14 protein-coding genes are annotated in these 14407 nt (G+C 65.1%); 8 read left to right on the top strand and 6 right to left on the bottom strand.

The window, feature by feature from the left end; all coding sequences use genetic code 11:
• Positions 1 to 11: 11 nt before the first annotated feature.
• Positions 12 to 659 (bottom strand): hypothetical protein, encoded by a 648-nt coding sequence (locus tag P9236_RS14510; protein ID WP_278075321.1) that lies wholly within the window; start codon positions 657 to 659, stop codon positions 12 to 14.
• 87 nt (positions 660 to 746) lie between these two features.
• Between P9236_RS14510 and P9236_RS14505 the strand changes: the two genes are divergently transcribed.
• Together P9236_RS14505 and P9236_RS14500 are read left to right on the top strand one after the other, a co-directional pair.
• Positions 747 to 1445: a type 1 glutamine amidotransferase gene (locus P9236_RS14505; RefSeq protein ID WP_278075320.1), complete on the top strand. Its 699-nt coding sequence runs from the start codon at positions 747 to 749 to the stop codon at positions 1443 to 1445.
• A 295-nt stretch (positions 1446 to 1740) separates the two neighbouring features.
• Positions 1741 to 1872: a hypothetical protein gene (locus P9236_RS14500; RefSeq protein ID WP_275955501.1), complete on the top strand. Its 132-nt coding sequence runs from the start codon at positions 1741 to 1743 to the stop codon at positions 1870 to 1872.
• A gap of 46 nt (positions 1873 to 1918) precedes the next feature.
• Here P9236_RS14500 and P9236_RS14495 read toward each other — a convergent pair whose 3' ends face one another.
• The 3 genes from P9236_RS14495 to P9236_RS14485 are packed head-to-tail and all read right to left on the bottom strand — an operon-like array spanning position 1919 to position 4712.
• The gene (locus tag P9236_RS14495) at positions 1919 to 2689 is read right to left on the bottom strand and encodes a metallophosphoesterase (protein WP_278075319.1); all 771 of its coding nucleotides are present in this window, start codon (positions 2687 to 2689) and stop codon (positions 1919 to 1921) included.
• Positions 2690 to 2748: 59 nt separating this feature from the next.
• Positions 2749 to 3885 carry an alpha-hydroxy acid oxidase gene (locus P9236_RS14490; protein WP_278075318.1) on the bottom strand — a complete coding sequence of 379 codons (1137 nt, stop codon included), beginning with the start codon at positions 3883 to 3885 and terminating at the stop codon, positions 2749 to 2751.
• A 23-nt stretch (positions 3886 to 3908) separates the two neighbouring features.
• Positions 3909 to 4712 carry an FCD domain-containing protein gene (locus tag P9236_RS14485; protein ID WP_278075317.1) on the bottom strand — a complete coding sequence of 268 codons (804 nt, stop codon included), beginning with the start codon at positions 4710 to 4712 and terminating at the stop codon, positions 3909 to 3911.
• 210 nt (positions 4713 to 4922) lie between these two features.
• Between P9236_RS14485 and P9236_RS14480 the strand changes: the two genes are divergently transcribed.
• The 5 genes from P9236_RS14480 (at position 4923) to glcF (ending at position 11127) form a co-directional block, all read left to right on the top strand.
• Positions 4923 to 6245: a DUF3422 family protein gene (locus tag P9236_RS14480; RefSeq protein WP_278075316.1), complete on the top strand. Its 1323-nt coding sequence runs from the start codon at positions 4923 to 4925 to the stop codon at positions 6243 to 6245.
• A gap of 160 nt (positions 6246 to 6405) precedes the next feature.
• On the top strand, positions 6406 to 7902 hold the full coding sequence (locus tag P9236_RS14475; RefSeq protein WP_278075315.1) for an FAD-linked oxidase C-terminal domain-containing protein: 1497 nt from the start codon (positions 6406 to 6408) through the stop codon (positions 7900 to 7902).
• Between the two features lie 235 nt (positions 7903 to 8137).
• Positions 8138 to 9406, top strand: coding sequence for a glycolate oxidase subunit GlcE (glcE, locus tag P9236_RS14470; protein WP_278075314.1), 1269 nt, complete (start codon positions 8138 to 8140; stop codon positions 9404 to 9406).
• On the top strand, positions 9403 to 9792 hold the full coding sequence (locus tag P9236_RS14465) for a DUF4870 domain-containing protein (protein WP_278075313.1): 390 nt from the start codon (positions 9403 to 9405) through the stop codon (positions 9790 to 9792). The genes glcE and P9236_RS14465 overlap by 4 nt, the downstream gene beginning before the upstream one ends.
• A 9-nt stretch (positions 9793 to 9801) precedes the next feature.
• On the top strand, positions 9802 to 11127 hold the full coding sequence (gene glcF / locus P9236_RS14460; protein WP_278075312.1) for a glycolate oxidase subunit GlcF: 1326 nt from the start codon (positions 9802 to 9804) through the stop codon (positions 11125 to 11127).
• Between the two features lie 159 nt (positions 11128 to 11286).
• Here the strand turns inward: glcF and P9236_RS14455 are convergent, their stop codons facing one another.
• Together P9236_RS14455 and P9236_RS14450 are read right to left on the bottom strand one after the other, a co-directional pair.
• Positions 11287 to 12207 (bottom strand): bifunctional 5,10-methylenetetrahydrofolate dehydrogenase/5,10-methenyltetrahydrofolate cyclohydrolase, encoded by a 921-nt coding sequence (locus P9236_RS14455; protein WP_278075311.1) that lies wholly within the window; start codon positions 12205 to 12207, stop codon positions 11287 to 11289.
• Positions 12208 to 12543: 336 nt separating this feature from the next.
• The gene (locus P9236_RS14450; protein ID WP_278075310.1) at positions 12544 to 13284 is read right to left on the bottom strand and encodes a L,D-transpeptidase; all 741 of its coding nucleotides are present in this window, start codon (positions 13282 to 13284) and stop codon (positions 12544 to 12546) included.
• Between the two features lie 213 nt (positions 13285 to 13497).
• Here P9236_RS14450 and P9236_RS14445 point away from each other — a divergent pair, with 213 nt between their 5' ends.
• Complete coding sequence (locus P9236_RS14445) at positions 13498 to 14136, top strand: DNA-3-methyladenine glycosylase I (RefSeq protein ID WP_278075309.1); 639 nt, start codon at positions 13498 to 13500, stop codon at positions 14134 to 14136.
• Positions 14137 to 14407: the final 271 nt, after the last annotated feature.

The raw sequence follows: 14407 nt of genomic DNA, 5'->3' as shown, positions 1-14407 counted from the left end.
GCGGGGTGGCGTCAAGTATCGGCGGAGGGATGCCAGACCGGCACGTAGCCCTGTCTGAGTACTGAGACGTTCGTGGCGGGCGTGATCAGCCGCAGCAGCTTCCCGGCAAGGCCGTCGAATGCGATTGGATCATCGTAGCCTGCAAACGACCATCTTAGCGCCGTGCCGTCGCGGAGCGCATAAGCAGTGCTGCCATCCGCCACCACCGTCCCATTCGGGAAGGCGCCAAGCTCTTCCACGGCGACAGCCGGAGGCCGCCCACCCGAAGCCAGTCGCTCCTTGTGCAGCCGCTTGTCGACCATCGGTGCGCGCGGCACGGCAATGCCGAAGGCCTCGCCGAAACGGCTGACGAAATCGGTCGCCCGTTCGCGCCGGCAGAAGAAGCAGGGCCGGTGGCCGGCGGCCAGTGCCGTCACCTCGTCGAGGAAGAACAGTTCGGTCCAGCCGGCCTTGCCGCCCGGCCTGTTGCGGCCCATCGCCTCGCGCCGCACGTTGCGGAATTCGCAGACGCAGATGATCCAGGCCGGCAAGGCCCAGCGCTTCTTCAGCAGCGTCTTCGTCTCCGGATCATGGATGATGCCGCGATTGCCCATGAACAGCCCGCGCTGGGGTACGGCGTGGATGATGCCGAACGGATCGACCCGGTTCTGCAGTGGCATAGCTTTCTCTCCGGCACGCAGCTTGGCTGAAATGCGGTCGCCATGATATCGCTCGACCCAGCATTTTCATGTCAGCAGGATTTCTAGATGCGGGTGCTGGTGGTCCAGAACTACGACAATACCGGCCTCGGCCAGGTCGGCGCCGCGCTTGCGGAGGCCGGAGCCGAGCTCGACCTGCGCCGCCCCTACCAGGGCGACCCGCTGCCGCAGGACGCAAACGGTCACGATGCCATGGTGGTGCTGGGTGGCGGGCAGAATGCGCTGGACGATCATGACTATCCCTATTTTCCAGCCCTGCTCGAACTGACGCGCGATTTCGCCGGCAAGGACCGGTCGGTGCTCGGCATCTGTCTTGGCAGCCAGCTCGTCGCCCGCGCCTTTGGCGCCGAGAACCACATCGGCGGCGCAGTCGAATTCGGCTGGTGTGGCGTGTCGCTGACAACGTCAGCCAAGGCCGATCCGGTGCTCGGCGCCTTGCCGGAAAAATTCCCGATCTTCCAATGGCACGACGACACGTTCGACCTGCCTGAGGAGGCCGTGTGGCTCGCCGGCAACGATGTCGCCCAGAACCAGGCCTTTCGCATCGGTCGCGCCGTCTACGGCTTCCAGTTCCATTTCGAGGCGGATCGCCCGCTGGTGCGCGACTGGAGCACCTCCTTCGCGACGTTGATCGCCGAGCGCCATCCCGACTGGGCCGGCAAGCTCGACGACGAAATGGCCCGCAACGGGCCCGACGCCGACGCCGCCGGGCTCGCCATTGCCCGCGCCTGGGTGGCGACGATCTGATCATCTCGCCGACCGCCGCGCCAAGCGTGACATAATTGGCACGCGACGGCGGTTCCGCTTGGGGAAAACCTGCTTCGTCCTTGGCTTGTGCTCGCCCGCCACTCTAGAAGGCGCGCGCCCTGTATCGCCTGTGCAACCGCGATGAACCTTCTGTGTGATCCAAGCGACACACCGGCGATACAGAATCTGCCTAAAAGCGCGAAATCGTCGAAACATTGAGACGCATTTTATCGTTTCAACGCATTGGTAACCGCCTCGTGCACAGATGCAGAAACCTTAACCAGAGATGACGTCCGTGAAAGCAGCGCTTTTGTCCTTTGTCATGCTGTCTGCCATCGTCGTGTGCGGCCTCGGCATTTATTCCGCCGACGCGGCCAACAATCATCAGGCCGTCGACGGCTACGGCGTCACCGCCGCGCTTCGCTAAAGCCTGATCCCTCCCCAGAGGCGGAAAGCCGATCCCACAGTCGGGATCAGAGCGCCTTTCCCTCGACCGCCAGGACACGCTTTTCGGCGCCGTCGACGGCGAACGCGCTCAGCGTTCCCGATTGCCAGGCGAGCGTGTCGACATTGACGCGGTTGGCCATCACTTCTGCCTCGGGGACCGGTGTGTGCCCGTGCACGATCACCTTAGGATAAAGGCCGGGGTGGTCGTGGAAGGCGTCGCGGATCCAGATCAGGTCCTGCGGACTCTGGCTTTCGAGCGGGATGCCGGGCCTGATGCCGGCGTGACAGAAGAAGAAGTCGCCGAAGGTCACCGAAAAGGACAGCGAGCGCAGGAAGTCGACATGGGCTTGCGGCACCGCTTCGACCAAGGCTGCGTGCCCGTGCGCCAGTGCCTCGTCCGGCCTGCCGAACCAGCTGCTGCCGGTCGAGAGCTTGACCCCGTACGACGCCGCGGTCTGAACGCCGCCATAGCGCATGAATAGCCCGTCCGGGTCCGGGCGGTCGAGAAAATCGAGGAAGCCGATATCGTGATTGCCGGCGAGCATCAGGTTGCGCGGATCGCGCTCTCGTGCCGCGATCAGGAAATCGATGACGCTTTTGGAGTCCGGGCCCCGGTCCGTATAGTCGCCGAGATGGATGATGCGCCAGTCGGATGCCGCCGCGTGTTCCAGCTCGGTCTCGATCCGGTGGTGCATGGCGGCAAGCAGGTCGTGACGGCCATGCACGTCGCCGATGGCATAGAGCCGCATGCCGTCCGGCCCGCGCGCGTCGAGAAAATGAATGCCGGTCTCAGTCAATGCGTACGTCTTCCCGTATCGTTCATTACGGGAAACTAAGGCGGATCGGTGAACAAGGCCTAGCGCCGCAGCTGGTCCTTGCCCATGTCGGTTACCAAACGCTTACCGCACAGCGCCAGCGTGATGTCCATCTCCTTGCGGATGATCTCCAGCGCCTTGGTGACGCCCGCCTTGCCCATCGCGCCGAGCCCGTAGAGGAACGGTCGGCCGATATAGGTGCCCTTGGCGCCGAGGCAGAGCGCCTTGAGCACGTCCTGGCCCGAGCGGATGCCGCCATCCATATGCACCTCGATCCGGTCGCCGACGGCATCGGCGATTTCTTCAAGCACCGAGATCGAGGAGGCGGCGCCGTCGAGCTGCCGGCCGCCATGGTTGGAGACCACGATCGCGTCCGCTCCGGTCTCGGCGGCCATCAGCGCGTCCTCCTTGTCGAGGATGCCTTTCAGAATAAGCTTGCCGCCCCAGCGCTCCTTGATCCAGGCGACGTCCTTCCACGACAGCTGCGGATCGAACTGCTCCGTCGTCCAGGACGACAGGGAAGAGACGTCGCCGACGCTCTTGGCGTGGCCGACGATGTTGCGGAAGGTGCGGCGCGGCGTGCCGACCATTCCCAGGCACCAGCGTGGCTTGATGGCCAGGTCGATGATGTTGGCGAGCGTCATCTTGGGCGGCGCCGAGAGCCCGTTGCGCACGTCCTTGTGGCGCTGGCCGAGAATCTGCAGGTCGAGCGTCAGCACCAGCGCCGAGCATTTCGCCGCCTTGGCGCGGTCGATGAGATCGAGCACGAAATCCTTGTCGCGCAGCACGTAAAGCTGGAACCAGAACGGCTTCTTGGTCACCGAGGCGACATCCTCGATCGAGCAGATGCTCATGGTCGACAGCGTGAACGGCACACCGAACTCTTCCGCCGCCTGCGCCGCCAGCATCTCGCCGTCGGCATGCTGCATGCCGGTCAGCCCGGTCGGGGCCAGCGCCACCGGCATCGCCACCTTCTGGCCGATCATGGTCGATTCCAGCGAGCGGTTGCTCATGTCGACCAGCACGCGCTGGCGGAACTTGATCTTGCCGAAATCCTCTTCGTTAGCCCGGTAGGTGCTCTCGGTCCAGGCGCCGGAATCGGCGTAGTCGAAGAACATCTTCGGCACCTTGCGGCGCGCCATGTCCTTGAGGTCGGCGATGGTCAGGATGTCGCTCATGGTGGTCCCCGCTTGATCAGTGCTTAGGAGCGTTTGCGTGTAGGTTCGATGTCGCCGGCTTCCGAGCGTTGTCTCAGCCTCAGCCGCGAGACGCGCTGCCAGTCGCCGCTGCGCTCGGCTTCCGCCATGGAGCGCTCGACATAGGTGATGTGGTCCATCGCCGCCTTGCGCGCCGCGATCGGGTCCGCCGCCTTGATCGCGGCGTGGATTGCCCGGTGTTGCCCGAGCAGCGCCTCGCGCGCGCCGGGCACGGTGAACACCAGAAGCCGGTTCTGGAACACGCCATCGGAGAGCAGTCGGTAGCAGGAGCGCAACGTGTGCAGGAGGATGATGTTGTGCGCGCATTCGCAGACGGCGTGATGGAATTCGACGTCGATCTCCGCCTCGTCGTCGAAGTCGCCGGTCCGGTGCGCCTCGTCCATGCGCGCCATGATGCGGTCGAGCAGGGCAAGGTCCTCGGGCGTCGCGCGCCGCGCCGCGTATTCGGCCGCGATCGCCTCGATCTCGCGCCGGTATTCCAGATAATCGGTCACCGCCTTGCGGTGCATCGAGATCAGATCGGTCACCGGCTTGGTGAAAAGCTGGCCGATGACGTCGGCGACATGCGTGCCGCCGCCCGGCCTTGTGGTCAGCAGCCCGCGCGCTTCCAGTGCCTTCAGCGCATCGCGCAGGATGGGCCGCGACACGTCGAACTGCCGCGCCAGCTCGCGCTCGCCCGGTAGCCGGTCGCCGGTACGCAGCACGCCTTCGAGGATCAGGCTCTCGATCTGCTGCACCACCTCGTCGGCGGTGCGCGAATGCTCGATCCTGGAGAAGATGTCGCTCAACGGAGGGGCGCCTGGGAACGGGATGGACGTCGCGCAGATTAAAGCCTCTGTCGCCAATCTGGTCAAATTATTTATCCAATTCACCGGATCCGATCGGTTCTGGCGCCGCGCCGTTGCATCGACGGCTGCTCAAATTTGCTGTTTACGTGCCTTGCCGATTGCCGCAAGACAACCCGATTGCACGAAGGGTCGAAACCAGGGGGCCAACCCGTGTCGGACGAGACGTCCAACCTCGAATTCCAGCCACGCGCCCAGGGCAGCGTCATGGGCTTTCCGGCGTATGAGGGGCGCCCCGGCGCGCTGGGCGAGGTCCATGCCCGTCCGCATCCGTTGATCGAGAAGCCGCGCGTGCTTGTCCAGCTTTCCTTCATGACCGAGGGCGGCGCGGCCGTCGATCATGCCGTACTGTCCGAATTGTCGCGGCGCCTCGGCATCGCCGCGCCCGAGCGTTACGCCCGCCATCACGCCATGAAGTGGGGCAAGGGCACGCTGCGCTGGGAACGGCACACGGAATTTTCGACTTACCTTTGGGAGGGGCCGCTGGCCGAAAACGGCCGGGGCCAGGAGGATTCGCCCTTCGGCAACGGCTTCTCGCCGCCGGGAACGGTGATCTCCGGCATCCGGCTCGAGATCCGCAAATGGACGCAGGCGAGCGAGGAGCTGATCGCCGATTTCGACCCGACCAGCCTTTGTCATTCGCTGGTCGAGCGCGGTGCCGCGGCCATCGTCACCGATTTCCGCCAGGATGGCGATGGGCTGACCCGCATTCTGGTGCTCGATCGCAGCCTGACGCCTGCCAGCACCGGCGCGCTGTCGCAGCGGCTGATCGACATTGAAACCTACCGGACGCTTGCCATGCTTGGCCTGCCGCTGGCGTTGACATTGTCCGGCCGCGCCCGCCGCATCGAAGACCGGCTGGCGCAGACGACGCTGGAAATGAAGGCGGCCGAGACCCGCGACAGCCAGACGCTGCTCGCCGACCTCACCGAACTCGCCGCCGAACTGGAGGCCGATGCCGCCTCCAGCCTCTACCGTTTCGGCGCCAGCCGCGCCTATGACGGCATCGTCACCGAGAGGCTGGGGGCGCTTGAGGAGGAGCCCGTGCAGGGCTACGACACTTGGGCGGGCTTCCTGCAGCGGCGCATGGCGCCGGCCATGCGAACCTGCCGCTCGGTGGAGGAGCGCCAGGCCAATCTTTCGCGAAAACTCACCCGCACCACCACGCTGCTGCGCACCTGGGTCGATGTCGAGGTCGAGAAGCAGAACCGCGACCTGCTGGCCTCGATGAACAACCGCGCCCGGCTGCAACTGCGCCTGCAGCAGACCGTCGAAGGCCTCTCGGTCGCCGCCGTCTCCTATTATGTCGTCGGCCTCATCGGCTATGTCGCCAAGGGCGCGTCGGTCTTCGGTCACGCTTTCACGCCGGAAGTCGTCACCGCGGCTTCGGTGCCGGTCGCCATCCTGCTCGTCTGGTGGGGCGTGCGCCGCGTGCGGCGGCTGCACTCCGAGCCGGCCAAGCATCCGGGCGAATAGTCCGCGAAGCTCCTCAAACCGCGATGGATGCGCAGCGGCAGATTGCCGCTGCGGAAGCGCGCACCTATGGTCGACGCCCGATCCCGACCAAAGCAGGGTTTGCAACGACCGCGCTTCATCGGTAAAAGATTTTGACCAGTCAAGCCAGATGAGGCGGCCCATGTCCGGCCTTGCCATGCCCGAGCCAGATGCCGAGACGTTGCGCCGGCGCGCCGAGATCGTCGCCGACATGCGCATCATCGTGCCGGGCGAGGGCGTCGTCGATACGGCGAACGAAATGCGCGCCTTCGAGAGCGACGGCCTCACCGCCTACCGCCAATTGCCGCTGGTGGTGGTGCTGCCGGAGACGGTGGCGCAGGTATCGCGCGTGCTGAAATACTGCAACGAGCGTAACATCCGCGTCGTGCCGCGCGGCTCCGGCACCTCGCTCTCCGGCGGCGCGCTGCCGCTCGAGGATGCAGTGCTTCTCGTGATGAGCCGCTTCAACCGAATCCTGGCGATCGACTACCCCAACCGCATCGTCGTCGCCCAGCCGGGCGTCACCAATCTCGGCATCACCACCGCCGTCGAGCACGAGGGCTTTTATTACGCCCCCGATCCATCCTCCCAGATCGCCTGCTCGATCGGCGGCAACGTCGCGGAGAACTCCGGCGGCGTGCACTGCCTGAAATACGGCCTCACCGCCAACAATGTGCTGGGCATCGAGATGGTGCTGATGAATGGCGAGGTGGTGCGGCTCGGCGGCAGCCATCTCGACCAGGAAGGCTACGACCTGCTCGGCGTCATGACCGGCTCGGAAGGCCTGCTCGGCGTCGTCACCGAGGTCACCGTGCGCATCCTGAAGAAGCCGGAGACGGCGCGCGCGCTGTTGATCGGCTTCCCGACCAGCGAAGAGGGCGGCCAGTGCGTCGCCGACATCATCGGCGCCGGCATCATCCCGGGCGGCATGGAAATGATGGATCGCCCGGCGATCCATGCGGCCGAGGACTTCGTGCACGCCGGCTATCCGCTCGATGTCGAGGCGCTGCTTATCGTCGAGCTCGACGGACCGAGCGTCGAGGTCGATCATCTGATCGGTCTCGTCGAGGCGATCGCCTACCGCAACGGCTCGACCACCTGCCGCATTTCGCAATCGGAGCAGGAGCGGCTGAGTTTTTGGGCCGGCCGCAAGGCGGCCTTCCCTGCGGTCGGCCGCATCTCGCCCGACTATTACTGCATGGACGGCACCATCCCGCGCAAGGAATTGCCGCGCGTGCTCGCCGGCATGCGCGACCTTTCCGAGAAATATGGGTTGGGCGTCGCCAATGTCTTCCACGCCGGCGACGGCAATCTGCATCCGCTGATCCTCTACGACGCCAATGTGCCGGGCGAACTCGACAAGGCCGAGAGTTTCGGCGCCGACATCCTGCGCCTCTGCGTCGAGGTCGGCGGCGTCTTGACCGGCGAGCATGGCGTCGGCGTCGAGAAGCGCGACCTGATGCCGGAGATGTTCAACCAGATCGACCTCGACCAGCAGATGCGGGTCAAATGCGCCTTCGACCCCAACCATCTGCTCAACCCCGGCAAGGTCTTCCCGCAGCTCCGCCGCTGCGCCGAGCTCGGCCGCATGCATGTGCATCGGGGGCAAGTGGCGTTCCCGGACATTCCGAGGTTTTGATGAGGGCTCAAATTCGCACGTGGGCGTTCTGTCGCGCCCCCCTCTGTCCTGCCGGACATCTCCCCCACTTGGGGGGAGATCGGCTGTCATCGCGGCTTTCGCCAATTGTCGACGTTGCAGGATTGAGCGGGGCGCCGGAGCCGCTAATCTCCCCCCTTGTGGGGGAGATGTCCGGCAGGACAGAGGGGGGCGCGAAGGAACTCGACGTATCCACTTTCGAGATGGCTGCGTCGCCGTGACCACCTTCACCCCATCCACTTCCGCCGAAGTCCTCTCCACCATCCAATGGGCGGCCGCCGAAGAAGCGCCACTGGAAATCCTTGGCCACGGTTCCAAGCGCGGCATCGGCCGTCCGCTGCAGACCGAACACACGCTCGAGCTGTCGAAGCTCACCGGCGTCACCCTCTACGAACCGGCCGAGCTGGTGTTGTCGGCCAAGGCCGGCACGCCGCTCGCCGAAATCGAAAAGCTGCTCGCAGAAAACGGCCAGCAATTCGCTTTCGAGCCGATGGACTACGGCCCGCTGCTCGGCGGCGAGCCGGGCCAAGGAGGCAAGAACGGCACCATCGGCGGCGTGCTGGCTTCCAACCTGTCCGGCCCGCGGCGTCTCAAGGCGGGTGCGGCGCGCGACCATATCCTCGGCATATCGGCGGTTTCGGGCCGCGGCGAGGCCTTCAAGTCGGGCGGCCGCGTCGTCAAGAATGTCACCGGCTACGATCTTTCCAAGCTGATGGCGGGAAGCTGGGGCACGCTCGCCGTGCTGACCGATGTCACCTTTAAGGTCCTGCCTGCTGCCGAAACCGAGATGACTTTGGCAATCCGCGGTTTGCTCGACGATGCCGCCGTCGCCGCCATGGCGCTGGCGCTGGGCTCCAGCGCCGAAGTCTCGAGCGCGGCCCATCTGCCGGAGCGGATCGCGGCACGCGTCGCCGCCGGCCATCTCGGCAGCGATGCCGCGACGCTGCTGCGCGTCGAAGGCTTTGGCCCATCGGTCGTCTATCGCACCGAGGCCTTGCGGACGCTGCTCGGCAAGGCCGGTCCGCTGCAGGAAATTGCCGGCGAGGCTTCGAAAACCATCTGGCGCGACATACGCGATTGCGCGCCTTTCGCCGATGGTGGCGCGAGGCCGGTCTGGCGCGTCTCGATGGCACCGTCGCATGCGCATCACATGGTGATGGCGCTGCGCATGCATGCGGCCGTCGACGCCTTCTATGATTGGCAGGGCGGGCTGGTGTGGCTCTCGATGCGCGAGGACGATCCGGAGGCCGAGCTGCTGCGCAGACTTGTCCGCAAACATGGCGGCGGCCACGCGACGCTGGTGCGCGCTGCCGCCTCGCATCGCGCCGCTTTGCCGGTGTTCGAGCCGCAGCCGCCGCATCTGGCGGCACTGTCGGCCAGGCTCAGGGCCGAGTTCGATCCGAAGCATATTCTCAACCCCGGCCGCATGGCGCCGGATGCCGGCTCTGCTACTCTTCCTCGGTCAACGGAGGAAGCAGCACCATGAGCAATACCGATCCAGGCCCGGACACAGGCCCGCGTCAGACCGACCGCTGGCTGGAGCCGGGCCAGACCAACGCGCTGGTCATCTACATTCTCTACCTCGCCAGCTTCGTCATCGGCGTGACCGGCATTGTCGGCATCGTGCTTGCCTACATAAACCGCGGCAAGGCGGGCGGCTTCGTCGAAAGCCACTACACATTCCTGATCAGGACGTTCTGGATCGGCCTTCTTTATGCGCTGATCTCCGTAGTCCTGATGATGCTTGTGATCGGCTTCCTGCTCATGTTCGCCGTCGCCGTCTGGTTCATCGCCCGCTGCATTCTCGGCATCCAGGCGCTGCAGCGCGGCGAGCCGGTCAAGAACCCGCAAAGCTGGCTCCTCGGACAGTAAGGATTTTGTGTGCAGACCAATTTCTCAGCCGCGCAGCTTGCCGATCCGCATGTCGCGGAATCGGAGAAGATCCTGCGCAAATGCGTGCATTGCGGCTTTTGCACCGCCACCTGTCCGACCTATGTGACGCTCGGCAACGAGCTCGATTCGCCGCGTGGCCGCATCTACCTCATCAAGGACATGCTGGAGAACGGACGGCCGGCGGACAAGGAGATCGTCACCCATATCGACCGCTGCCTGTCCTGCCTTGCCTGCATGACCACGTGCCCCTCGGGCGTCAACTACATGCATCTCGTCGATTACGCCCGAGGCCATATCCACAAGACCTACAAGCGGCCGCTGCTCGACCGGCTGACGCGCGCCATGCTGGCTTTCGTGCTGCCTTATCCGGGCCGCTTCCGGGCCGCTCTGAAGCTCGCCCGGCTCGGGCGGCCATTCATCGGCCTGTTCGAAAAGCTGCCGGCATTGAAGCCGGTCGGCGCCATGCTGAAGCTCGCACCCGCGTCGATCCCGCCGGCATCAGCGATGGCGAAACCGGGCAAGCACGCCGGGCAGGGCGCTAAACGCGGCCGCGTCGCCATCCTAACCGGCTGCGCCCAGTCGGTGCTCGATCCGGCCATCAACGAGGCGACGATCTCGCTGCTGACAAGGCTCGGCGTCGAGGTCGTGGTGCCGGAAGGCGAGGGCTGCTGCGGCGCGCTCGTTCATCACATGGGCCGCGAGGATCAGGCCCTTGCCTCAGCCAAGCGCAATGTCGATGCCTGGACCCGCGCCATCGAGCAAGGCGGGCTCGACGCCATCATCGTCACGGCGTCAGGCTGCGGCACCACGATCAAGGATTACGGCTTCATGCTGCGCCTCGATCCGGCCTATGCGGAAAAGGCCGCGCGCGTCTCGACGCTCGCCAAGGACATCACCGAATATCTCGCCGATCTCGACCTGCCCGAACCTGTACGCAAACCGGGCACGATCGTCGCCTATCATTCGGCCTGCTCGATGCAGCATGGCCAGAAGATCACCCACCAGCCGAAGGAACTGCTGGCCAAGGCGGGCTTTATCGTGCGCGAGCCGCGCGAAGGGCATCTCTGCTGCGGCTCGGCCGGCACCTACAACATCCTGCAGTCCGAGATTTCGGCGAAGCTTCGCGACCGCAAGGTCCAGAATATCGAGGCGACGGGTGCTTCAGTTGTCGCCACCGGCAATATCGGCTGCATCACCCAGATCGCGTCCGCCGCCAGGCTGCCCGTGGTGCATACGATAAAACTGCTCGACTGGGCCTATGGCGGCCCGAAGCCCGAAGGCGTTGCCGAGGAAGGCCAGGTCGCGGCAGAGTGAACTTCGCTGCCGCAGCCCTCTCATCCGGCCGCTTCGCGGCCACCTTCTCCCCGAGGGGGAGAAGAGGTCGGCGCCGGCGCCGACAAACTCCTATCCCCTCGGGGAGAGGTCAGCCGAGCGAAGCGGAGGCCGGATGAGGGCGCGCGCCACGCGCCACGCCTACTCCGCCGCGAGTTGGTCCGCCACGCCATAGGTCGCGCGGTAAAGCGCCCGCTGGCGGTTGAGCGCCACCATGGTGTTGCGCAGCAGGATCGCGACCGTGAGCGGGCCGACGCCGCCCGGCACCGGCGTGATCCAGGAGGCGACCTCCTTGACGCTCTCGGTGTCGACGTCGCCGACGATGCGGCTTTCGCCGTCCGGGCCGATTTCCGAATTGATGCCTATGTCGATGACGCAGGCTCCTGGCTTGACCATCTCGGCCTTGATCAGTCGCGGCCTGCCGACGGCGACGAACAGGGCGTCCGCACGCCGCGCATGTGCCGCCACCGAACGCGTCATGTGATGGCAGACCGTCACCGTCGCGCCCTCGCTCATCAAAAGGAAGGCGATCGGCTTGCCGACGATCTCGGAATGGCCGACGACCACCACCTCGAGGCCTTTGAGATCGAGGCCGGTCTCCTTCAGCAGCTCGACCGAGGCGGCCGCCGTGCAGGGCGCCAGATCGAGCTGGTTGTAGACGATGTTGCCGATCGAGGCCGGATGCATGCCCTCGACGTCCTTCAGTGGATGCACCGCCGCCTGCAGCGTCTTGATCGGGATATGCGCGGGCACGGGCCGCTGGATGATGATGCCGGTGACGCGCGGATCCGCGTTGAGGCCGTGGATGGCGGCTTCCAGCTCGCCCGCCGTGGTGTCGGCGGCAAAACGCCTTTCCTCGAAGCCGATGCCGGCAAGTTCGGCCTTGGCACGCTGATTGCGCACATAGACATCGACCGCGGCAATGTCGCCGACGGTGATCGAGACAAGCTTCGGCGGAAAACCTTCCGCGGCGGCGATTGCCGCGTCATCGCGCACGGAAGCGATGATGCGCTGGGCGACCGGACCGCCTCTCAAATAGCGGCTGTCGTCGGACCGGGTCATGGCTGGCACCTCTGCCCTCTGGAGCAATTCCAGGAAAGGCCGTTTTCCGTCCGGAACTGCGTGAAACCAAGATTTGTGCGCTGCAATAGCAGAGGACCGCCGGGAAATCAGCCCCGAAAGCGAAACGTGCTGCTTCCGGGGCGACTCGGTGCGGAAACGAAAAGGGCAGCGCGGTCTCCCGCGCTGCCCTTTCGTGACTGGCCGTATCCCCACACGGCCCGTCCCCCGTTAACTCGCTGCCAGTCTAAGCACGTTCCCCAAAAGCGCGCTATGGCCTGAGGGCAACAGCATCCGCCAAAAATACGCGGCGCTGCCTAACCGGCTGATTCGTAGTTACTATATCACCTCGACGGTCGTTCCGACATTCACGCGCTCGTAGAGGTCGACGACGTCCTCGTTGCGCATGCGGATGCAGCCCGACGAGACCGCGCCGCCGATCGTCCAGGGCTGGTTGGTGCCGTGGATGCGGTATTCGGTGGTGCCGAGATAGAGCGCACGCGCGCCAAGCGGATTCTCGATGCCGCCGGCGAGATAGGTCGGCAGGTAGCGGCCCTTCGCCGCCTCGCGGGCGATCATCGCCGCCGGCGGGCGCCAGTCCGGCCACACCCTCTTGTCGGTGATCTTGTGCGTGCCCGACCATTCGAAACCGGGCTTGCCGGTGCCGACGCCGTAGCGCCGCGCCTTGCCGTCCTTTTCGATCAGGAAGAGGAAGTTCTGCTTGGTGTCGATGACGATGGTGCCGGGCTTCTGCGGTCCGTCATAGGCCACTTCCTGCGGCAGGTAGATCGGGTTGATCTGCGGCCGCATCACCATGCGCTTGGCCGGCTGCTGCACGGCCGCGGTGCGTTGCCGGTCGGGCTGCGCCTGGAAAAGCCGCCGCAGCGGCTGTTGCGTCGCCTGCCGGATCGGACGCACGATGCCCGGCGCATGGCCGAGCTGCAGCACCCAGGGTGCCGAAAGGTCGGGGCTCACCATCACCGGAGGCCTGTCGGCATAACGGTCATTGGCGAAAGAGGTCGTCGCGCCGGCGGCAAGCACCGCGGCCGCGCCGAGCACGAAAGTGAACGCTGTCTTCATCGGAACGCACCTTGATCGTCGAACTCGTCCGAGGGCGGGGAGGCCCTCGGCGTGACGATCCTTGGCGCGGAGCGGCAAGCAAAACATGAATCGGAATGCGTAAAATGCCGACTTGTCAGTAAACCTTTTGGTGTGGTTACCGGCCGGTTCAGGAATCTGGTAAAGCCACGGTAAAATGGGCGCTTGTGCGCATTAACGAACGGATTTGTGGCGATGGGACAAGAAAATGCCGGCCTGCTCGACGGCCCCGACGGTATCGCACGCTGCTTCTGGCACGGCAATCTGCCGGACTACCTGCACTATCACGATCATGAGTGGGGCCGGCCGGTGGCGGACGATCGCCGCCTGTTCGAGAAGATCTGCCTGGAGGGCTTCCAATCGGGTCTGTCATGGCTCACCATCCTGCGCAAGCGCGAGAATTTCCGCGAGGCTTTCGCCAATTTCGACTTCGACAAGGTGGCGCGCTTCACCGACCAGGACGTCGAACGCCTGCTCGGCAACGCCGGCATCATCCGCCATCGCGGCAAGATCGTCTCGACCATCAACAACGCCAAGCGCGCCCGCGAGCTTGCCGACGAGGCCGGCTCGCTGGCCGCGTGGTTCTGGAAGTTCGAACCGGGTGCGGGCGAGCGGCCCGAAATCATCGACCTTGCGCATCTGCGCGCCAATCCGACGACCGCGGTTTCGGTCAGGATCTCGAAAGAGCTGAAGAAGCGCGGCTGGAGCTTTGTCGGCCCGACCACCGTCTACGCCTTCATGCAGGCGATGGGGCTGGTCAACGACCATCTCGAAGGCTGTGTGTGCCGGGCAGAGGTGGAGAAGGAAAGGAGGCGGTTTAAAAGACCGAAGTAGCGTCACGTCTACCTCTCTCTTGTCGGGAGGTCGCGCCGAAGGCGCGGGTGGGGATAAAAGGACGTCTTAGCGACCCCCACCCCGACGCTGCGCGTCGACCCTCCCCTGTGGGGTAGGGCTATCGCATATGAGTGAAGATGCGGAGCAGATCTTGGTCAGCCCATCGTGCCTTGAGACGTTTGTGGCTGAGAGGAATGGTTTCGGGATCGGCTCTAAGAACATTGAGGGCGAGGCGCCGAAGTATGGCGTGGTTGGCGGCTGTGTTGTTCTT

Source organism: Mesorhizobium sp. WSM4884, assembly GCF_029625675.1.
Lineage (GTDB): Bacteria > Pseudomonadota > Alphaproteobacteria > Rhizobiales > Rhizobiaceae > Mesorhizobium.
The sequence above is the reverse complement of the archived record's forward strand: the minus strand, read 5'-3'. Positions and strand labels throughout refer to the sequence as shown.

Excerpts from the sequence above, each read along its gene's own strand:
- P9236_RS14510 (WP_278075321.1), bottom strand. The coding sequence starts at position 659 with ATGCCACTGCAGAACCGGGTCGATCCGTTCGGCATCATCCACGCCGTA.
- P9236_RS14505 (WP_278075320.1), top strand. The coding sequence starts at position 747 with ATGCGGGTGCTGGTGGTCCAGAACTACGACAATACCGGCCTCGGCCAG.
- P9236_RS14490 (WP_278075318.1), bottom strand. The coding sequence starts at position 3,885 with ATGAGCGACATCCTGACCATCGCCGACCTCAAGGACATGGCGCGCCGC.
- P9236_RS14475 (WP_278075315.1), top strand. The coding sequence starts at position 6,406 with ATGTCCGGCCTTGCCATGCCCGAGCCAGATGCCGAGACGTTGCGCCGG.
- P9236_RS14465 (WP_278075313.1), top strand. The coding sequence starts at position 9,403 with ATGAGCAATACCGATCCAGGCCCGGACACAGGCCCGCGTCAGACCGAC.
- P9236_RS14455 (WP_278075311.1), bottom strand. The coding sequence starts at position 12,207 with ATGACCCGGTCCGACGACAGCCGCTATTTGAGAGGCGGTCCGGTCGCC.
- P9236_RS14450 (WP_278075310.1), bottom strand. The coding sequence starts at position 13,284 with ATGAAGACAGCGTTCACTTTCGTGCTCGGCGCGGCCGCGGTGCTTGCC.
- P9236_RS14445 (WP_278075309.1), top strand. The coding sequence starts at position 13,498 with ATGGGACAAGAAAATGCCGGCCTGCTCGACGGCCCCGACGGTATCGCA.